We start from the raw sequence: 19,526 nt of genomic DNA, 5'->3' as shown, positions 1-19,526 counted from the left end.
AAAGGGAGAAAACAGATGAACAGGAGAGCGTTCATAAGCGGTGCAGCCACATGCGTCGCCGTCATGATGAGTAGCACAGCGAAGGCGGCTACCGGCGTCACCGTCTACAAGGATCCGAATTGCGGATGCTGCCATGCCTGGGCCGATGCGTTAACGAAGGCCGGCTTCTCAGTCACGGTCGAGGACGCCACCGATCTGTCTGCCATCAAGGCGAGGTACAACGTGCCGGACGCCGTGCAGGGCTGCCATACCGGCGTCGTGGAAGGAAAATATCTGGAAGGGCATATTCCCTTGGAGGCAATCCATCGGATGCTCCGCGAGAAGCCTGATATCGCCGGCCTGGCAGTTCCCGGAATGCCCTCCGGCTCGCTCGGCATGGGCAACGATCCGCAGGCCTCCTATGATGTGTTCGCGGTCCCAAAGGGAGCCGGAACGCCGCAGATCTATCAATCGGTACGTCCGAAATAGACGTAGTGGAGTTGGATCCTAGCGAATCTTAACTACAGCACGCCTTTGTGCGAGCGCTCGGACCGCAACACGTCGTCGCAGAGCTTTCCCCAGCGAGCCAGCGATCGCGCGGCTTGCAGCTTGCCGGCCGTGGCGAAAGCTCGACATGCACGGCACCGGCGCGAAGAACCGGCATCGCCGCGCAATAGAGCTGCATCGGCCGCACGCCGTCGCTGACTTCGAAGGTGAGCTTGGCCGAATCGTCCAGTTGCACATGTTCCGTCACCTTGCGGATGATGGAATAGAACTTGCCGGCCGGCATATGCGTGCGATCGTCCTCATCAATATCCCAGAGCTGGATGAAGATCTCCGTCCAGGCCTCGGGATTGGCGCCGCAATCGAGCGCGGAGAATTGGCCCGCCTTGACCTCGGTGATATGATAACCGGGCTTCACCGGCTGGCCGTCGTAATAGAAAACCAGCGGCGTGTCTCTTTCACCGGCGAGTATGTTGAGCAGCAGGCCAAGCTTGATGTCGTCCGCCTGAATTTTGCTGTTGTCGATGGCGTTCATTTGCGCTAATCCTCGTTTCAACGATTCAAGGATTATTGAAATATGGATCAACGTCAAGCCTTGATCGCATTCGGCGCACTTTCGCAGGAAACGCGCCTGCACATCATCCGCATGCTCGTGGTCTCAGGCCCCGATGGCATGGCGGCAGGATCTATCGCGGAAAAGGCGGAGGTTTCGCCATCCAACATCTCCTTCCATCTGAAGGAGCTGGAACGCTCCGGCCTGATAGCCCAGCAGCGGGAATCCCGCTCGATCATCTACACCGCCAATTACGAAGCGCTCGGCGGCCTGATCCGTTTTCTGATGGAGGATTGCTGCGGCGGTAACCCGGAGATATGCGCCCCGGCTGCTGCCGTCGCCGCATGCTGTGCACCTGCAACCAAGGAGGAACTGCAATGACCACAGACCGCGTTTATAACGTGCTTTTTCTCTGCACTGCCAATTCATCCCGCTCGATCCTGGCGGAATCCATCCTGGAGACCGAAGGCAAGGGCCGGTTCAAGGCCTATTCGGCCGGCAGCCAGCCGAAGGGCGAGGTCAATCCTCTGGCACTGAGGGAGCTGCAGGCGCTCGGTTATCCCGCAACCGGCTTCCGCTCGAAGAGCTGGGACGAGTTCGCCGAGCCTGGTGCGCCGGAGATGGATTTCATCTTCACCGTCTGCGACACCGCCCATGGCGAAGCCTGCCCGGTCTGGATCGGCCATCCGATGACTGCCCATTGGGGCGTCGAGGACCCGGCCGCGGTCGAGGGCAGCGAAGTCGACAAAGGCCGCGCTTTCGCGCAGGCCGCCCGCTTCCTCAAGAACCGGATCATGGCCTTCCTCAGCCTGCCGCTGACATCGATCGACAAGCTGGCGCTGGAATCGCACCTGCGTCAGATCGGCGCCATGGAAGGTACGACCGCAAAACCGGCGACGGCCGACTGATGGTACCGTTCGATCTGACGCGCCGTCTGGTCGCTGAGGCCCTCGGCACCGCCATGCTGGTCGCGACCGTCGTCGGGTCCGGCATTATGGCGACATCATTGACCGAGGATACGGGACTTGCCCTGCTCGGCAACACGCTGGCGACCGGCGCCATCCTGGTGGTGCTGATCACCGTGCTCGGGCCGATCTCCGGAGCCCATTTCAACCCGGCAGTCTCGCTGATCTTTGCGATGTCGCGGACGCTGGCGAAACGCGATCTCGCCGGGTATATCGCCGCGCAGATCTTCGGCGGCATCGTCGGGACCGTCGCCGCCCATCTGATGTTTGCCCTGCCGCTGATCGAGCTGTCGAGCAAGATGCGCACCGGCGGCGCGCAATGGTTTTCGGAAGGCGTTGCCACTTTCGGTCTGGTCGCGGTCATCCTCGCTGGCATCAAGTTCGAGCAGAAGGCGGTGCCGTGGCTGGTCGGGCTCTATATCACCGCCGCCTACTGGTTCACCGCCTCGACCTCCTTCGCCAATCCTGCCGTCGCTTTGGCCCGCTCGCTGACCGACACCTTCTCCGGCATTCGCCCGGTCGATCTTCCAGGCTTCTGGATCGCCGAAATATCAGGCGCGGTCGCAGCCCTTTTCCTGTTCACGTGGCTGCTGCAGCCGGGCGCGTCATCAACGCTATCGTCAGAGGCAAAACTATGAAAGTTACCATCTACCACAACCCGGTATGCGGCACCTCCCGCAACACCCTTGCGATGATCCGCAATGCCGGCATCGAACCTGATATCATCGACTATCTGGGAACCCCGCCGTCACGTGAGGAGCTGGTCAGGATGATCGCCGATGCCGGCCTCACCGTGCGCGATGCCATTCGCCAGAAGGATACACCCTACGCCGAACTCGGTCTCGACAACCCCGATCTTACCGACGAGCAATTGCTCGACGCGATGCTGAAAGATCCGATCCTGATCAACCGGCCTTTCGTCGTCACCCCTGTCGGCACGCGCCTGTCGCGGCCGTCGGAACTTGTCCTCGAAATCCTGCCGGAAACGCATCAGGGCGCCTTCACCAAGGAGGACGGCGAGAAGGTGCTCGATGCCGGAGGCAAGCGCATTGTCTGATCTGCCTGCCGTATCGCCGATGCATCTGCGTCAACCGGATATGGATGCGCTCAGGCCGGCGTTCTCGACCCACAAGCCGCGCATCCTGATCCTTTATGGCTCGCTGCGAGCAGTGTCCTACAGCCGCTTCCTCGCACAGGAGGCGGCGCGGCTGCTCGAATATTTCGGCTGCGAAGTGCGCATCTTCAATCCGGAAGGTCTGCCGCTGCCTGATGCGGCGCCGGCGAGCCACCCGAAAGTTCGGGAGCTGCGTGAATTGTCGGCATGGTCTGAAGGCCAGGTATGGGTCAGCCCCGAACGTCATGGCGCGATGACCGGCATCATGAAAGCGCAGATCGACTGGATTCCATTGTCGGTCGGCTCGGTCCGGCCGACGCAAGGCAAGACGCTGGCGGTGATGCAGGTCTCCGGCGGCTCCCAGTCCTTCAATGCGGTAAGCCAACTCCGCATCCTTGGACGATGGATGCGGATGATCGCAATTCCCAATCAGTCCTCGGTTGCCAAAGCTTTCCAAGAATTCGACGCGGACGGCCGTATGAAACCCTCGTCCTATTACGACCGCGTCGTCGACGTCTGTGAGGAACTGGTGAAGTTCACGCTGCTGACCCGTGATGCCTCGAACCATCTGACCGACCGTTACAGCGAGCGGAAGGAGGAAGTCGAAAAGCTCGAACAGCGCGTGAGCCTCCGATCCCTATGACAATCAGCACCGAACGACCGCCGGTAGCGGCCATCGCCGGACTCGGGCTGACGCAGATCATCGGATATGGATCGCTCTATTACAGCTTCGGCATCCTCGCTCCCGACATGGCCCGTGATCTGGGCTGGTCATCGGAATGGATCTTCGGCGCGCTCTCCGCGGCCCTTCTGATCGGCGGTCTGGCCGCACCTCTCATGGGCACGTGGATCGATCGCTTCGGCGCCGGCAGGATCATGACATCAGGCTCGGCGATTGCCGCCGCCGCCCTCGTCGCCTGCGCCTTCGCGCCGGGAAAGATCGCTTTCGTCGCGGCATTGATCGGCATCGGGATCGCCTCGAACCTGGTGCAATATGGCGCAGCCTTCGCCCTGCTGGTGCAGATCAGGCCGCAGGTCGCCCAGCGCAGCATCACTTATCTGACCCTGATCGCCGGCTTCGCCTCAACCATTTTCTGGCCGATCACCACGGCGCTGCATGCGCATCTCTCATGGCAGAACGTCTATCTGATCTTCGCCGCGCTCAATCTCATGGTCTGCCTTCCCATTCATGCCTGGCTCTCCCGTGGGGTCAGCCAAACCAGGAGACGGACCGGAGAGAAGGCTGCAAAACGCGTCGAGCCGAGCCTTCCGCCATCGGTGCGCAGGCCGGCCTTTATCCTGATGGTGACGGGCTTTGCTTTGGAAAGCTTTGTGAACTCGGCGCTTCTGGTTCACATGGTGCCTGTTATGTCGGCCCTCGGCCTCGGCGCCATGGCGGTGGTGGTCGGAACGCTCTTCGGCCCGTCACAAGTGCTGAGCCGCCTCGTCAACATGGTCTTTGGCGAGAGCTTTTCGCAAGTGATGCTGGCGATCATCTGCGCCATCCTGCTTCCGGCAGCCCTTGTCATCCTCATCGCCACCGCACCCTTGGTGCCCGGCGCGTTGGTCTTCGCCGTCGTCTTCGGCCTCGGCTCGGGCCTTAACAGCATCGTCTACGGAACCTTGCCGCTCGCGCTCTTCGGAAGCGATGGCTACGGCCGGCGGCAAGGACAAATCATGTCGGTTCGTCTCGTCGTCTCCTCGATGGCGCCGTTTGCACTTGCCCTCCTGATGGGCAATCTCGGCGTATCATGGTCGCTGTCGATCGCTGCATTGCTCAGCACCATCGCCGTTGCCGCATTCTTCGCCATCATACGGCTGACGCGCCCGGTTGCCCGGCCGGAAACTGTTCCCAATCCCCGAGAAGCTTGAGCGGGTTAATCAGGACAGGCGCTACTTGACGACGGCCGAGCCCTTGACGATGTCGATCGTCTCGCCACCATCGAGCCCGATGCGGTCGCCGTCGGGCGTTGTCATGAAGCAGCCGGAAGCACAGAGGTTTTCCGAAGCGCCGGCATCGACGACGACCTCGACGCGCTGGCCGCTCTCGGTGATGACGAGCACGACGGCGGCTGGATCGGTGTTGGTGATGGATGCCGCTTCAGCCGCAGGTGCGGCAAGCAGCGGGACAAGCAGAACGGCGGCAAATCTTGCCATCATGTACGGCGGCGCTGGCGCGCCCTCCCCTCGAACGATCGGTGCTGCCCCCGGCAGCGATCCCGATAGTGGAGATCATGCACACATAGCTGTGAATGATGGCTGAATGACCCGTTCAGCCTTTCCGATTGCCGTCTGCCGTCTTGCTGCGCAACTGCCGCACCGGCTGCTCCTCCTCCTCCATGGGCGTGTCCGCCGAGTTTTCCTGCTCGTTGGGTTGAACCCTGCCCGCATCTGCAAGCGCGGGACGAGCCTCTCGATGGATGGTAAGATCGGTCTGTGGCAGCGGGATCTCGATGCCCTCGGCCTTGAAGCGCCTAAGGATCTCGATCCTGAGATTGTTGCGCACCGCCATGCCGTCACCCATATCGGCGAGGAAGAAACGCAACTCGAAATCCAGCGAATAGGGCCCGAAGCGCAGGAATTCGACATGCGGCTCCGGATTGCGCATGACCAGCGGTATCTTCGCCGTCAGTTCCAGCAGGATGTCCATCACTTGCTGCGGATCGGCGTTGTAGGCGACGGAAACCGGAATTTCCGAGCGACCGATCTTGTTGCGGTGTGTCCAGTTGCCGACGAGGCCGTTGATCAACTCCGAATTCGGAACGATGATCGACTGCTTGCGGAAGGTCTCTATCTCGGTGGCGCGCACCGAAATGCGTTTGACGATACCTTCGGCTGTGCCGGAAACGACATGGTCGCCGACCTTGAACGGCCGTTCGACGAGCAGGATCAGGCCGGAGACGAAGTTGGAGACGATGTTCTGCAGGCCGAAACCGATACCGACCGAAAGTGCGGAGGCAACGAGCGCGAAGCTCGACAGATCGATGCCGGCCGCCGAAACGCCGATGATCGCCGCGATGCCGACGCCGAGATAGCCGATGCCCGTCTTGACCGAATTGCGCACGCCGAGATCGACATGGCTTCTTGCCATGACATTGCCGTCGAGCCAGCGCTGCAGCCAGCGCGTCAGCAGATAGACGCCGGCAAACAGGAGAATGCCGGTGCAGATGCCGAGCAGCGAGATGCTGATACCGCCGAGCCTGACCTCGGTGAACAGCCTGTAGGCAAGAATCTGCAGGTCCTGCACATGGAAGCCCCACATCAGCAGGATCAGCGGGATGCCGACGAGAAGCGCCACCGCATAGATGGCAAGGCCGACAAGCAGGCCGGCCTGGTCGATCGCCACCGGCCCGAGCTTGAAGCGGCGCGTCAGGAAGCTTGCGAAGAAGGTGTCGCCGAAGCTTTCCTGCCTTGATATCGCCTTGCCGGAAAGCAGGCCGACATACATGGTGACGACGACCGCGCCGGTGATGATGAGCTGGGTGGCGACGAAGCGCGCGAGCCCGACATAACCGGTCAGTGCGGTGAGGATGAGGCCGGCGCCGACGACCCGCAGGATGATCGCCATGCCGCGCGGCCAATGCCTTCCCGGCGCATCGGGATCGCCGTTCTTCGCCAGCATCGGCTTGCCGAACGAGACCGCGATCAGGATCAGGCCGATGATCAGCGCGGCAATCAGGCTTCTGACCACGGTCAGCACGAGCGGCGAGCCCATCGCCTCGCCGATCGTGCCGAACAGATAATCGAGCGCATTGACGATCGCCATCGCCAGCAGGCAGTAGCCGATCGAGCGCGCGCCGAGATTGGAAAGCCGAACGAGGCGCCAGCGCGGTTCGTGCGGCGCGAAGATGGCATTGACGAAGCGGCCGACGAAATAGACGAGGCCGATCGCCCCGAACAGCGCGCCGATGACAGGTGCGATATCGGGCCTCAGCACATTGAACCCGTTAAGGAAAAAGAAGGAGGTGACGAGCAGCACCGAGAGCGCCAGCGTGCGGATCAACGTCGACCAGAAGGCGATCGACAGCCGGCCGATATAGGACGGGTTCTCGACAGCCTCGTCGCGTCGCAGGTAGGAGCCGAACAGCCGGTAACTGCCGGAGAGTAGGATCAGCGCCGAGGCGAGCGACAGGAAGATCGCGGCAAACATCGGGAAACGCTTGAATTTCCAGACGAAAGCGGCCCAGCTCGACAGGGCCTGCGAGAATTCGCGGGCCTCATGCACGAAGGCGCTGCCGGCATCGTCGAGCACCGAGACTGAAATCTCTGTGCGCCTGAGCAGCGTATCGGCAAACAGCCGCCGCCGCATCTCGGTGATCTCGTTGACGAGCTTCGTCACCGTGATCGACAGGTTTTCGGCGTCGCCCGTCAGCGCGTTGATCTGCGCGCGTTCGGCGGCGAGAGCGTTGCGCTCCTGGGTGACGATCTCGGCTTCGGGCGGCTGCCCATCCTTCGGCGGATCGCCGATCTCGGCAAGCCGGTTCTTGATCTGGTCGAAACGCGGCCTGAGATTGACCGATATGGTGATGACGGCGCGGCTGAGTTCGTCGGCCTTGGTCGCAAGCCCGACCAGGGCATCGTCATTGTCGGCATTCTGCTTGACGCCGTCCTGAAGCGCGCTCAGCTGGACCTTCGCCTTGTCGATCTCCTTTGTCGCCTGGTCGAACGGCGTATCGGCGAGCGGCGCCTGCACCGCCGCCGGTGCCTGCGGCTCCTGTGCGAAGGCCGCAGCACCCTTGAAATGCGCGCCGGCGACCGCCAGCGTCAGCAGAAGAATGGTGCGAAGCAGGATCGGTCTCAGCCGCAAAAGCGCCTCCGGGAAAGGTTGTCGTCGGAATAGAATGCCAGCTTGTCTTAGTAAAGAAAGGCGACAGAAAGGCGACAGAAAGGCGGAAGCTCCCTGGAGACCCTCAGAAACCGGCATCGGGCCGGGAGAGATAGTCGCATTCCTCAGCCGTCGACTCGCGTCCGAGCATGGCATTGCGGTGCGGAAAGCGGCCGTAGGCGGCGATCACGTCGCGGTGGCGGATTGCATAATCGAGATATTCTTCATCGCCAAGCGCGGTGAACAGTTCCACCGATCGCTCCTGTTCGCCAAGGTCTTCGGCATGTTCGAAGGGCATGTAGAAAAAGGTGCGGCATGCGGCTTCTACCAACAGATCGGCGCCGGATGCCAGTGCGAGCTTGGCTTCGCGAAGCGCCAGCCCGTCGGTCGCAACGGCAAGCGGCGTGCCGCGATAGATGTTGCGGGGAAACTGGTCGAGCACGATCACAGCCGCCAGCCGGCTCTCCGCATCCGCCCGCCATTCGGCGCCAACATCCGTGGCAAGGGCCAGATGGGTATCGCGAAAGCCTTCGCGGATCTCCACGTCGAGTTCCGGCGTCGAGCGGAACCACAGCTCCTGGCCGCATCTGACGAACCAGAAATCATAGACCTCTATCGGCGTACGGATCGTCGTCATGTTCCTCCCCTAGCGTTAGGCTTGTTAATGCAGTTTCGGTAAATTATTGTAGAAAAAGGGATAACACCGTGCCGGTAGCCCCCTCATCCGGCTGCCGCCACCTTCTCCCCGCTGGGGAGAAGAGATTCGCGGCGACGTCTCCTTCCCCCTTCTCCTCTTGGGGAGAAGGTGCCCGTAGGGCGGATGAGGGGGCCACACGGCACACCCTAGGCTGCACTTTCTACTTCCCCTCATGCAACGAAAACACCAGCGTCGCCTTGGTTCCGTCGTGGCCGGGGTCATAGGCGAAATCCGATTTCAGGCTGGCGGCCATGGCCGTCAGAATGCGTGTGCCGAGGCCGGTTCCCCTGGCCGGGCTCGACGGGTCGAAACCGGCGCCGTCATCCTCGACGATGACGCGCAATGCCCCGTCCGTCTGGTCGACGATGACGCGGATCTCACCCGGCACGTTGTCCGGATAGGCATATTTGAAGGCATTGGTGACGAGTTCGCTGACGATCAGCCCGAGTGTGATCACCTTGTCGGTCGCCAGATTGACCGGCTGCGCGGTGAGGACGATCCGGTGCGGCCGCTTGTCGTCGCGCATCGAGGTTTCGAGTTCGGTGAGCAGGCTGTTCAGATATTCGTCGACCTGCACCGAGCCGACCTGCCGGTTGGTATACAGCCGGCGGTGCACGCTGGCGATGGCGTTGATGCGCATCTGCGTTTCGTGCAGCGCGTCGATCGCAACCTGGTCCGTGGTCATCGAGGATTGCATGCGGATCAGCGCGCCGACGAGGCCGAGGCTGTTGGCGATGCGGTGATTGACTTCGGCAAGCAGCATTTCGGCAAGGTCGCGCTGCTGGCGAATCACCTGCTGCGCCTGCGCCGTCTCGCGGCGAAAACGCGCCCGCTCCAGCGCCTGTTCGAGGGCGGCGGCGAGCAGGTCGAAATAATCGGCTGAGATCCCCTTCAGCACGTAATCGTCGGCGCCGGCCTTCAGCGCGGCGACCGCGATGCTGGTATCGTCCGAACCTGTCGCATAGATGACCGGCGGATGATCCGGTATCGCAGTGATGCTGGGCAGAATGTCGAGGCCGGTTTCGCCCGCCAGGACATGATCGAGCACGACGGCGTCGATACCGCCCTCGCCCAGTCTCGCAAGACCGGCAGCGCCGCTCTCGGCCCACTCGACCGAAAAGCCGCGCCGACGCAGGTTTTTTTGCATCAGAAGGGCGAGACCCTCGTCGTCGTCGATATAGAGGATGTGGATCAGGGCATCCGCATCGCCGCTAGCATTGCTCATTCGGTCTCCCGGCGTTCTCTCGCGCGACGACCGCCCGCAAGCGTCCGAGTCGTCCGCATGGCAATGTCGTATTGCATTGGCCGCCTGGGGTAAACAGCGGTTATCCCTCGCTCTTGTCGCAGGCGGCGCGGAAGGAGGATGTCGGGAAGCCGGCATTTTCAGAACATGACCCTGGCCTGGGGAGGATCCCTGTGGAAGTCGTTGAAGGAGATGGGGAAACGAAAAACCTGAAATGAGATGCATGAACGCCGAGCGGCCCGACTGGTTCCGCGGACAAGTTAATTTTTCTGGAATTTCCGATGGCCGGATACTTCGGCCCCTGCCTCTGCCGGCAATTGCAGAAAGCGCAGCGACGAGACGATACCGATCACGCCGACCACGACGAAAGCCCAGCGGAAATCGGCAAGGACGGGATTGTCGGCGCCCCTGAGAGCCGAGGCGATGTTGAGCACGGCCGCCGCCACTGCCACGCCGAGCAGCATCGATACCTGCTGCAGCATGCTCGACAGCGTCGAGGCCGAGCTTCGCTGCGCCGGGCCGATATCGGCGAAGGCGAGTGTGTTCAAAGCGGTGAATTCCATCGACCGCGACAGGCCGGCGAGGAAAAGCAGCGCATGGATGAAAAACGGCGGCGTCTCCGGCGAGAGGAAACCGCAGCCGACGATCGAAAGCGCGGCGATCAGCCCGTTGACCCCAAGCACTGTGCGAAAGCCGAAGAAGCGCAGCAGCGGCGTCGTCACCGCCTTCATGCTGAAATTGCCGAGGAAATAGACGAGCAGATAGGTGCCGGCGGCAATCGAGCTCAGGCCGAAGCCGAGCTGGAACAGCAGAGGCAGCAGGAACGGCGTCGCATTGATCGCCATCCGGCAGGCCGTGCCCGCCGACAGAGTCGACATCGAGAAGGTCTGGATGCGGAAGGCTGACAGATCGAGCAGCGGATTGTCGACGGCGAGGAAATGCCGCGTCGCCATGACTGACAGCACGATGCCCGCCGCCAGCATGGATATGATGGGCAAAAGCCCGCCGTCCCATTTGACCGAGAGCTCGAGGGCGGCGAGCAGGAAGGTCAGCCCGGCGGCGCTCAACACAAAGCCCACGAGATCCAGCCGGCCGGGATTGGTCTCGCGCTGCTCCGGCACGAAGCGCAGCACCAGCGCGATACCGAGAATGCCGATCGGGATATTGATGAGGAAGTTCCAGTGCCAGCTGACATAGGTGGTAATGAAGCCGCCGAGCACTGGGCCGATCACCGGCGCCGTCAGCGCCGGCCACGTGATCAGCGCGATCGCCTGGACGAGTTCCGACTTGCGGGCGTTCTTCAGCACGATGATACGCCCGACCGGCGTCATCAGCGCGCTGCCTGCGCCCTGGACGGCGCGCCACAGCACGAATTCCGCAAGGCTGCCGGACAGCCCGCAGAACAGCGAGGCGCCGGTGAAGACGGCGATCGACATCAGGAAGATGCGGCGCGCGCCGAACCGGTCGCCGAGCCAGCCCGACAGCGGAATGAAGGCGGCCATCGTCAGCATGTAGACGGTGATGCCGATGCTCATCGACACCGGCTGTACATTAAAGCTCGCCGCCATCTGCGGCAGCGAGGTGGTGACGATCGTGCCGTCGAGGATCTGCATGAAGAAGGAAACGGCAACGACCAGCGCCACGATCTTCGCCTGGCGGCCACTTGCCGCCTCTTGCCCATTCTCGCTCGTCTCTGCCGTGGTCATCGATCTGCCAATGAAAATTCTGGATGACGCGGCAGGCAAACGGGAAGGAAGCCGATCGGAGATCTGCCGCGCGGGGGAGCGCGGACATGGAAAGCCACGCACTGGCTGAATACGCCCGTTGCAGCCGGCCGGAAAGGCTAAATCTCGCACTGCGCAGGAATATTCCCGATACCAAGCGGCCTCGACCCAAGAAAGGATTCAAGAAAAAGGCCCCACCGAAGCGAGGCCAAGCTTGAACCGCTCCGGGGAAAAACAGGAGCGGCGTGCAATCCATACCGTGCGATCGATGTCGCAGCGAGGCCAGATGTCGCTGCATCGGTACGCTCGCCAAAGAATTTTCGCGATCGTGCCGAAAAAAGATCGGCCCCCAAAACTATCTGCCCATTTGGCGCGACACCTGTCGCATTGCAACAACGATTGGCGCTTGCAATGTTTATAAAAATAGATATCACTAAACATATTGCTAAACATGATGATTGAGGAGTTCATGTGAGCATTCTCTGAAGTGGGTGAACATGCGACGCCGGCGGGGAGCCGGCCCTTGGTTCTGGGAGGAACTTATGCAGAAAACATCGAAAGCCCTTTTCGGGCTGGCCACGGCATTCGTCATGTCGTCGGCATTGCCCAATCTCGCCAAAGCCGATGAACTCACGCTGTGCTGGGCCGCATGGGACCCCGCCAATGCGCTGGTCGAGCTGTCGAAGGATTTCACCGCCAAGACCGGCACGCAGATGAAGTTCGAATTCGTTCCCTGGACGAGTTATGCCGACCGCTTCCTCAACGAGCTGAATTCCCATGGCAAGCTCTGCGACCTCATCATCGGCGACAGCCAATGGATCGGCGGCTCGGCCGAGAACGGCCACTACGTCAAGCTCAACGACTTCTTCGACAAGGAAGGCATCAAGATGGATGACTTCGTGCCGGCGACGGTCGTCGGCTACTCGGAATGGCCGAAAAACACCCCGAACTACTGGGCGCTGCCCGCCATGGGTGACGTCGTCGGCTGGACCTACCGCAAGGACTGGTTCGAGAAGCCGGAACTGCAGAAGGAATTCAAGGAGAAATACGGCCACGACCTCGCGGCGCCGAAGACCTACGACGAGCTGAAGCAGATCGCCGAATTCTTCCAGAAGCGTCAGATCGACGGCAAGACCGTCTACGGCGCCTCGATCTATACCGAGCGCGGCTCCGAAGGCATCACCATGGGCGTGACCAACGTGCTCTATGACTGGGGCTTCCAGTACGAAAACCCGAAGAAGCCCTATGACATGGAAGGCTTCGTCAACTCCGACGACGCGGTCAAGGGCCTCGAATTCTACAAGTCCCTCTATGATTGCTGCACCCCGCCCGGCAGCTCCAACGTCTACATGGTCGAATCCGCCGACGCCTTCAAATCCGGCCAGGTCGCCATGCAGATGAACTTCGCCTTCACCTGGCCCGGCCTCTACAAGGACGAGAAGGTCGGCGGCGACAGGATCGGCTTCTTCCCCAATCCGGCTGAAAAGGCCCACTTCGCCCAGCTCGGCGGCCAGGGCATCTCGGTGGTTTCTTACTCCGACAAGCGCGATGCCGCCCTGCAATACATCAAGTGGTTCGCACAGCCCGACGTGCAGGCCAAGTGGTGGGAACTCGGCGGTTTTTCCTGCCTGAACTCCGTCGTCAACGCGCCGGGCTTTGCCAAGAGCCAGCCCTATGCCCAGGCCTTCCTGGACTCGATGGCGATCGTCAAGGACTTCTGGGCAGAGCCGAGCTACGCTTCGCTTCTGCAGGCTATGCAAAAGCGCGTCCATAACTACGTGGTCGCCGGCAACGGCACCGCCAAGGAAGCGCTCGACGGCCTGGTGAAGGACTGGAGCGACGTCTTCAAGGACGACGGCAAGATCTGACGCGCGGCATCCCTGATGCGCGCCATCCTCGACAGGATGGCGGCCCGGATCGGCAGACGAGCCGGGCCGCCAGATCTCTCATACCCCAAAAATACCAGGTGAAAACTTGACTATTTCCCATTCCTCCATCGTCGAGAAGGCGGCCGATGCGACCGCAAGGGCGACGCCCTCCTCGGTCGCCCGGCGCGTCCGCGGCCTCTCCGACAGGGCGATCGCCTGGCTGTTTATTGCGCCTGCCATCACCCTGCTCTTGGCGATCAATATCTTCCCACTGCTTTGGGCGGTCTATCTCTCCTTCACAAATTACCGCGCCAACCGGCCGAATGCGCCGGTCCTGGGCGTCGGCTTTGGAAATTACCAGCGCGTTCTGAACGACCCCGACATCTGGCAGGCAATGCAGACCACCGCGCATTTCGTTTTCTGGACAATCGTGCTGCAGACGGTGATCGGCTTCACGCTCGCCTATCTGATCGACCGCAAGTTTCGCGGCCATGCCTTCTGGACGACGATCATCCTGATCCCGATGATGCTGTCGCCCGCCGTGGTCGGCAATTTCTGGCGCTTTCTCTACGAGCCGCAGATCGGCCTCTTCGCCTATGCCGTGTCGCTGGTCACAGGCATTCCGACATCGGATATCCAGATGCTCGGCAACGTTACGCTGGCGCCCTGGGCGATCATCATCGTCGATACCTGGATGTGGACGCCCTATGTGATGCTGATCTGCCTCGCCGGGCTGCGGTCGATCCCCGACTATATCTATGAGGCAGCCGAGGTCGACCGCGCTTCGCCCTGGCGGCAGTTCTGGTCGATCACCGTGCCGATGGCCCTGCCCTTCATCATGCTCGCCGTGCTTTTCCGCGGCATCGAGAATTTCAAGATGTTCGACATGGTGACGCTGCTCACCGGCGGCGGGCCGGGTTCGGTCACCGAGGTCGCCTCGATCACCCTGAAACGCGCCGCCTTCGAAAGCTGGGCGACCGGCCGGGCCTCGGCCTTCGCCATCATCCTGTTCGTCGCGGTGTTCGGCCTCGCCAACATCTACGTCAAGGCATTGAACAAGGTGAAGCAACGATGAGCGCCGCCAACTCAGCCCATTCGGTCGTCGAACCGAGCCTGTCCAGCAAGCGCATCGCCGGCACCATCGTCGTCCTCTATGCGCTGATCACCCTCATTCCGCTCGTCTGGATCTTCCTGACCAGCATCAAGTCGCCGCCGGATTCGATCAGCTATCCCCCGAAGATCGTCTTTTCGCCGTCGCTCGAAGGCTATTGCAACCTGTTCACGACGCGCACGCGGCAGACGCCTGATTATATCGCCTCGCTGCCGGCCCCGGTCGGCACCTGCGATGAGGTCACGCGCAAGCGCAACATGGTGATCGCCGGCCCGTCGAACTTCCTGCCGCGCTTCGTCAATTCACTGGTGATCGCCTTCGGCTCCACCTTCCTCGCGGTCTTCCTCGGCACGCTCGCCGCCTATGGCTTTTCGCGCTTCAAGATACCGCTCGCCGACGACCTGATGTTCTTCATCCTGTCGACGCGGATGATGCCGCCGATCGCCGTCGCCATCCCGATCTACCTGATGTACCGCGAGCTCGGCCTGTCGGACACGGCCTTGGGCATGATCCTGCTCTACACCGCCGTCAACGTCTCGCTCGCCGTCTGGCTGCTCAAGGGTTTCATCGACGAGATCCCGCGCGAATATGAGGAAGCGGCGATGATCGACGGCTATACCCGCCTGCAGGCCTTCCGCAAGGTCGTGCTGCCGCAGGCAACGACCGGCATCGCCGCGACCGCGATCTTCTGCCTGATCTTCGCCTGGAACGAATATGCCTTCGCCGCCCTTCTGACCTCGGGCGAGGCCCAGACCGCGCCGCCCTTCATCCCGACGATCATCGGCGAAGGCGGGCAGGACTGGCCGGCCGTCGCCGCCGGCACGACGATCTTCCTGATCCCGATCCTCGTCTTCACCATTCTCCTGCGCAAGCAGCTGCTGCGCGGCATCACCTTCGGAGCCGTCCGCAAATGAGCCATCTGATCGAAACATCAAGCCCTGCCCGTCCGAAGCGGCCGTTCTTCCTGCGTCGCGGCCCGATGGAGACCATCGCCACCGTGCTGATCGGTATCGGCTTCCTGATGCTGTTCCAGCCCTTCCTGCTGGTGCTCTACACCTATTCGCTGGTAACCCTGCTTGCAGGCACCGTCATGTTCATCATCGTTTCAAAATTCCCGGAGTGAACCATGGCGGATATCCGGATCGAAAATCTCCGCAAGGAATTCGGCAGCTTCGTCGCCGTCGAGGATTCGAGCTTCACCGTCCATGACGGCGAGTTCCTGGCGCTTCTCGGCCCCTCCGGCTGCGGCAAGACGACGACGCTTCGCATGATCGCCGGCCTCGAGTTGCCGTCGAGCGGCAAGATCTATCTCGACGGCGAGGACGTCACCTTCAACCGCGCCAGCGCCCGCGACATCGCCTTCGTCTTCCAGCTCTTCGCGCTCTACCCGCATATGAACGTGCGCAAGAACATCGGCTTCCCGCTGCTGTCGCAGGGCATGCCCAAGGCCGAAATCCGTCAGCGCGTCGAAGAGACCGCGCGCCTGCTGCAGATCGACCATATTCTCAACCGCTCGGTCTCCGGCCTTGCCGGCGGCGACCGGCAGCGCGTGGCGCTCGGCCGCGCCATCGTCCGGCGTCCGAAATGCTTCCTGATGGACGAGCCGCTCGGCACGCTCGACGCCGAGTTCCGCGAGATCATGGTTCATGAGCTGCGCGAACTCCACAACCGCATCCACGCGACCACCGTCTACGTCACCCATGACCAGCATGAGGCGATGGCGATGGCCGACAAGATCGCCGTCATGAACCATGGCGTCATTGAGCAGTTCGGCACGCCGCAAGAGATCTACGCCAAGCCGGCGACCATGTATGTCGCCGATTTCATCGGCTCGCCGCCGATGAACTTCATGCGCTTTACCTCCGGCCTGAAAAGCGGTGACCGCTCCATCCTGCTCGATGGCGTCGATGTCGCCGTTCCCGAGATCCACCAGGACATGGCCGAAAGCGAACTGGCGCTCGGCGTGCGGCCGGAGCATATCCGCTTCAGCGACGGCTCGCCACTTCGCGGCGCCGTCTATGGCAGCGAATATCTCGGCACCAACCAGGTCGTGGCCGTGGAAACCCAGGGCGGCCTGATCAAGGCCCGCGTTCCCGCCAATCGCAGCTTCCAGATCGGCGAAAGGGTCGGCCTCGAATTCAACCCGGCGAAACTCGCGCTCTTCGACTGCACGTCCGGCCGCGCGGTGCCATCCCAGCTCTATCAGGAGACCCGGCATGGCTGATGTCGTCCTCAGGAACCTCGCCAAGCGCTTCGGCGACACCCAGGCTTTGGCTGACCTCGATCTTTCGATCCGCGACGGCGAGTTCGTCGTGCTGCTCGGTCCCACAGGCGCCGGCAAGACGACAACGCTGCGGCTGATCGCCGGCCTCGAAAAGCCCGATAGCGGCGGCATCGAGATCGCCGGCCGCAATGTCGCCGCCGAAGCCCCCGCCGAACGCGACGTCGCCTTCGTCTTCCAGCAATATTCGCTCTATCCGCATATGACGGTTTACGAGAACCTCGCCTTCCCGCTGAAGGCGCCGGTCCGCAAACTCAGCACCGCGGAGATCGACCGCCGTGTGCGCGAAGTCGCGCGCATGGTCCGGATCGACCACAAGCTGGAAAACCGCTCGACCAGGCTTTCCGGCGGCGAGATGCAGCGTGTCGCGATCGGCCGGGCGCTGGTGCGCCGGCCGGCGATCTATCTGATGGACGAGCCGCTGTCCTCGCTCGACGCCAAGCTGCGCGCCGAACTGCGCCTGGAGCTCAAACGCATCCAGAAGGAACTGGGCTCGACGCTGCTTTATGTCACTCACGACCAGGTGGAAGCCATGACCATGGCCGATCGCATCGGCATCGTTGCCGAGGGCCGGCTGATGCAGGTCGGAACGCCGCGCGAGATCTACGGCAATCCCGCCAACCTGCATGTCGCCGCCCGTCTCGGCCAGCCGCACATCAATCTTCTGCCGGCGGACCTCCTGCCGGGCGGCGGGCCGCCGCCCGGCACGAAAACCGTCGGCGCGCGCACCGAACATCTCGATATCTTGGTCGGCAAGGATGCCAATGCAGAAATCGACTGGATCGAGCACCTCGGCGACCAGAACCATCTGCACATCAAGGTCGGCAATCACAAGCTCGTCACACTTGCGGATCCATATCTGGCGATCGCGCCGGGCGACCGGATCAGCCTGACGCTGCGCGATCCGCTTTATTTCGATGCGTCTGGACAGCGCCTTTCCTGACCGGCAAACAGACGTGACGATGGCATGAAAAACAAACAGACGGGTCTCAATCGATGAAACACTTCTTCAACCGCAGGGAAAACATCGTCACCGAAGCCTTGGACGGTCTGCTTCTGACGAGCAGCAGCGGCCGTCTTGCTCGCCTCGACAGCTTTCCCGACATCAAGGTGATCCTGCGCGCGGACTGGGACAAGTCGAAGGTGGCGATCATCTCAGGCGGCGGCGCCGGTCATGAGCCCTCCCATGCCGGATTCGTCGGTAAGGGCATGCTGACGGCGGCCGTCTCCGGCGAGATTTTCGCCTCGCCGAGCGTCGATGCCGTGCTGACGGCGATCCGCGCCGTCGCCGGCGAAAAGGGCGCCCTGCTGATCGTCAAGAACTATACCGGCGACCGGCTGAATTTCGGCCTCGCCGCCGAAAAAGCGCGCGCCGAGGGCTTCGACGTCGAGATGGTCATCGTCGCCGACGACATCGCCATCCCCGGCATCAACCAGCCGCGCGGCGTCGCCGGCACGCTGTTCGTCCATAAGATCGCAGGCTATCACGCCGAAAGGGGCGAGGATCTGAAGACGATTGCAGCCCATGCCGCGGCAGCAGCTGGCGACATCGTCTCGCTCGGCATGTCTCTGTCCACCTGCAGCGTGCCCGGCCAGGCCCATGAGGACCGTCTCGGAGCAGACGAAGGCGAACTCGGCCTCGGCATCCACGGCGAGCCCGGCGTCGAGCGCATCACGCTGCAGCCGGTCGCCGATATCGTCGCCACCATGGTGGCACGCCTGTCGCCTGCGCTGCGCGAAGGGGGAAATTATGCACTCCTCATCAACAATCTCGGCGCAGTGCCGCCGCTCGAAATGACCGTCATTGCCAAGGCCGTGCTGTCCTCCGCACTTGCCGATCGCATCCGGCTGATCATCGGACCTTCGCCGATGATGACCGCGCTCAACATGAACGGCTTCTCGCTGTCGCTGATCCGGCTGGATGCCGTTCGCGAGGCGGCGCTGACGGCAGCGGTCGAACCGCATGCCTGGATGCCGGCCGTCGAACGCCACGAGATCCAGATCATCGCCGCACCGAGAACATCAGCCGGATTGAACGGCGCGGCTATTGCTGGAGACAACCTTCGCAACCGGCGCCTGATCACGGCGCTCTGTGAGCATCTGATCTCGCAGGAAACAGAACTCAACCGCCTGGACGGCCGCGTCGGCGATGGCGATACCGGCTCGACGGTGGCGACGGGCGCCCGCAGCGTGCTGGCCCGCCTCGACACGCTGCCGCTCGACCGGCCGGCGGCAACGCTTGCCTCGCTCGGCGATATCCTCGGCACCAGCATGGGCGGATCGAGTGGCGTGCTGCTGTCGATCTTCTTCACCGCCGCGGCAAAGGCGATGGCTGACAAAGCCGATATATCAGCCGCCCTTCTTGCCGGGCTCGACAGGATGACGTTCTATGGTGGAGCCGCAGTCGGCGACCGGACGATGGTCGATGCGCTGTCGCCGGCCCTGCAGGCGCTCGCATCCGGCGATGTCGCCGCCGCGGCAAGGGCCGCGGCAGCCGGCGCCGAATCGACGAAGACGATGATGAAGGCCAGAGCCGGACGCGCCTCCTATGTCGGCGAAAGGGATCTGGCGGGCGTTGCCGATCCGGGTGCCGTCGCGGTTGCCGGCGCGTTCGGCGTGGTGGCAAGCCTCGCCTGACCGGAGTAAAGTTTGAAAGCCCGCG

The 19,526-nt window shown here is 62.4% G+C and carries 20 protein-coding genes and 1 pseudogene; 15 read left to right on the top strand and 6 right to left on the bottom strand.

Annotated elements, in window-relative coordinates:
• Window positions 1-15 precede the first annotated feature (15 nt).
• Window positions 16-468: a DUF411 domain-containing protein gene (locus GFM02_RS10485; protein ID WP_020050402.1), complete on the top strand. Its 453-nt coding sequence runs from the start codon at window positions 16-18 to the stop codon at window positions 466-468.
• Window positions 469-496: 28 nt separating this feature from the next.
• Here the strand turns inward: GFM02_RS10485 and GFM02_RS10480 are convergent, their stop codons facing one another.
• A complete protein-coding gene (locus tag GFM02_RS10480) occupies window positions 497-1,018 on the bottom strand; it encodes a DUF6428 family protein (protein ID WP_020050403.1) in 522 nt (173 codons plus the stop codon).
• Window positions 1,019-1,060: 42 nt separating this feature from the next.
• On the opposite strand from GFM02_RS10480, the gene GFM02_RS10475 reads away from it, so the two are divergent.
• The 6 genes from GFM02_RS10475 to arsK are packed head-to-tail and all read left to right on the top strand — an operon-like array spanning window position 1,061 to window position 4,987.
• Window positions 1,061-1,417 carry an ArsR/SmtB family transcription factor gene (locus GFM02_RS10475; protein ID WP_131663569.1) on the top strand — a complete coding sequence of 119 codons (357 nt, stop codon included), beginning with the start codon at window positions 1,061-1,063 and terminating at the stop codon, window positions 1,415-1,417.
• Window positions 1,414-1,944 carry an arsenate reductase ArsC gene (locus GFM02_RS10470; protein WP_168321613.1) on the top strand — a complete coding sequence of 177 codons (531 nt, stop codon included), beginning with the start codon at window positions 1,414-1,416 and terminating at the stop codon, window positions 1,942-1,944. Before GFM02_RS10475 ends, GFM02_RS10470 begins: the two co-directional genes overlap by 4 nt.
• Window positions 1,944-2,639, top strand: coding sequence for an MIP/aquaporin family protein (locus GFM02_RS10465; RefSeq protein ID WP_168321612.1), 696 nt, complete (start codon window positions 1,944-1,946; stop codon window positions 2,637-2,639). Before GFM02_RS10470 ends, GFM02_RS10465 begins: the two co-directional genes overlap by 1 nt.
• A complete protein-coding gene (gene arsC, locus GFM02_RS10460; protein WP_020050407.1) occupies window positions 2,636-3,058 on the top strand; it encodes an arsenate reductase (glutaredoxin) in 423 nt (140 codons plus the stop codon). The genes GFM02_RS10465 and arsC overlap by 4 nt, the downstream gene beginning before the upstream one ends.
• A complete protein-coding gene (gene arsH, locus GFM02_RS10455; RefSeq protein WP_168321611.1) occupies window positions 3,033-3,758 on the top strand; it encodes an arsenical resistance protein ArsH in 726 nt (241 codons plus the stop codon). The genes arsC and arsH overlap by 26 nt, the downstream gene beginning before the upstream one ends.
• Window positions 3,755-4,987: an arsenite efflux MFS transporter ArsK gene (gene arsK / locus GFM02_RS10450; RefSeq protein ID WP_168321610.1), complete on the top strand. Its 1,233-nt coding sequence runs from the start codon at window positions 3,755-3,757 to the stop codon at window positions 4,985-4,987. The genes arsH and arsK overlap by 4 nt, the downstream gene beginning before the upstream one ends.
• A 21-nt stretch (window positions 4,988-5,008) precedes the next feature.
• On the opposite strand, the gene GFM02_RS10445 is transcribed toward arsK, so the two are convergent.
• The 3 genes from GFM02_RS10445 to GFM02_RS10435 form a co-directional block, all read right to left on the bottom strand.
• Entirely contained in the window at window positions 5,009-5,275 is a 267-nt protein-coding gene (locus GFM02_RS10445; protein WP_017994411.1) for a hypothetical protein, read from the bottom strand.
• 112 nt (window positions 5,276-5,387) lie between these two features.
• The gene (locus GFM02_RS10440; protein ID WP_168321609.1) at window positions 5,388-7,922 is read right to left on the bottom strand and encodes a mechanosensitive ion channel family protein; all 2,535 of its coding nucleotides are present in this window, start codon (window positions 7,920-7,922) and stop codon (window positions 5,388-5,390) included.
• Window positions 7,923-8,025: 103 nt separating this feature from the next.
• A complete protein-coding gene (locus GFM02_RS10435) occupies window positions 8,026-8,577 on the bottom strand; it encodes a DUF924 family protein (RefSeq protein ID WP_168321608.1) in 552 nt (183 codons plus the stop codon).
• 68 nt (window positions 8,578-8,645) lie between these two features.
• On the opposite strand from GFM02_RS10435, the pseudogene GFM02_RS35700 reads away from it, so the two are divergent.
• Window positions 8,646-8,771: pseudogene (locus GFM02_RS35700) on the top strand (endonuclease domain-containing protein); the annotation flags it as partial.
• Between the two features lie 26 nt (window positions 8,772-8,797).
• Here GFM02_RS35700 and GFM02_RS10430 read toward each other — a convergent pair.
• The gene (locus GFM02_RS10430; protein WP_168321607.1) at window positions 8,798-9,862 is read right to left on the bottom strand and encodes a sensor histidine kinase; all 1,065 of its coding nucleotides are present in this window, start codon (window positions 9,860-9,862) and stop codon (window positions 8,798-8,800) included.
• A 278-nt stretch (window positions 9,863-10,140) separates the two neighbouring features.
• On the bottom strand, window positions 10,141-11,586 hold the full coding sequence (locus GFM02_RS10425; RefSeq protein WP_168321606.1) for an MFS transporter: 1,446 nt from the start codon (window positions 11,584-11,586) through the stop codon (window positions 10,141-10,143).
• A 560-nt stretch (window positions 11,587-12,146) separates the two neighbouring features.
• Between GFM02_RS10425 and GFM02_RS10420 the strand changes: the two genes are divergently transcribed.
• The 7 genes from GFM02_RS10420 (at window position 12,147) to GFM02_RS10390 (ending at window position 19,501) form a co-directional block, all read left to right on the top strand.
• Window positions 12,147-13,472, top strand: a complete 1,326-nt coding sequence (locus GFM02_RS10420; protein WP_018074537.1) for an ABC transporter substrate-binding protein — start codon at window positions 12,147-12,149, stop codon at window positions 13,470-13,472.
• 106 nt (window positions 13,473-13,578) lie between these two features.
• Window positions 13,579-14,547: a carbohydrate ABC transporter permease gene (locus GFM02_RS10415; protein ID WP_020050414.1), complete on the top strand. Its 969-nt coding sequence runs from the start codon at window positions 13,579-13,581 to the stop codon at window positions 14,545-14,547.
• Window positions 14,544-15,497: a carbohydrate ABC transporter permease gene (locus GFM02_RS10410; RefSeq protein ID WP_017994415.1), complete on the top strand. Its 954-nt coding sequence runs from the start codon at window positions 14,544-14,546 to the stop codon at window positions 15,495-15,497. Before GFM02_RS10415 ends, GFM02_RS10410 begins: the two co-directional genes overlap by 4 nt.
• The gene (locus GFM02_RS10405; RefSeq protein WP_168321605.1) at window positions 15,494-15,706 is read left to right on the top strand and encodes a hypothetical protein; all 213 of its coding nucleotides are present in this window, start codon (window positions 15,494-15,496) and stop codon (window positions 15,704-15,706) included. The genes GFM02_RS10410 and GFM02_RS10405 overlap by 4 nt, the downstream gene beginning before the upstream one ends.
• A gap of 3 nt (window positions 15,707-15,709) precedes the next feature.
• Window positions 15,710-16,807, top strand: coding sequence for an ABC transporter ATP-binding protein (locus GFM02_RS10400; protein ID WP_168270011.1), 1,098 nt, complete (start codon window positions 15,710-15,712; stop codon window positions 16,805-16,807).
• Window positions 16,800-17,807: an ABC transporter ATP-binding protein gene (locus GFM02_RS10395; RefSeq protein WP_168270013.1), complete on the top strand. Its 1,008-nt coding sequence runs from the start codon at window positions 16,800-16,802 to the stop codon at window positions 17,805-17,807. Before GFM02_RS10400 ends, GFM02_RS10395 begins: the two co-directional genes overlap by 8 nt.
• A 53-nt stretch (window positions 17,808-17,860) precedes the next feature.
• Complete coding sequence (locus GFM02_RS10390) at window positions 17,861-19,501, top strand: dihydroxyacetone kinase subunit DhaK (protein ID WP_168321604.1); 1,641 nt, start codon at window positions 17,861-17,863, stop codon at window positions 19,499-19,501.
• The last annotated feature ends 25 nt before the right edge of the window (window positions 19,502-19,526 follow it).

It is taken from the genome of Rhizobium leguminosarum bv. viciae, from assembly GCF_012276115.1.
Taxonomy (GTDB): domain Bacteria; phylum Pseudomonadota; class Alphaproteobacteria; order Rhizobiales; family Rhizobiaceae; genus Rhizobium; species Rhizobium leguminosarum_T.
This window is presented reverse-complemented; position numbering and strand designations above follow the sequence as displayed.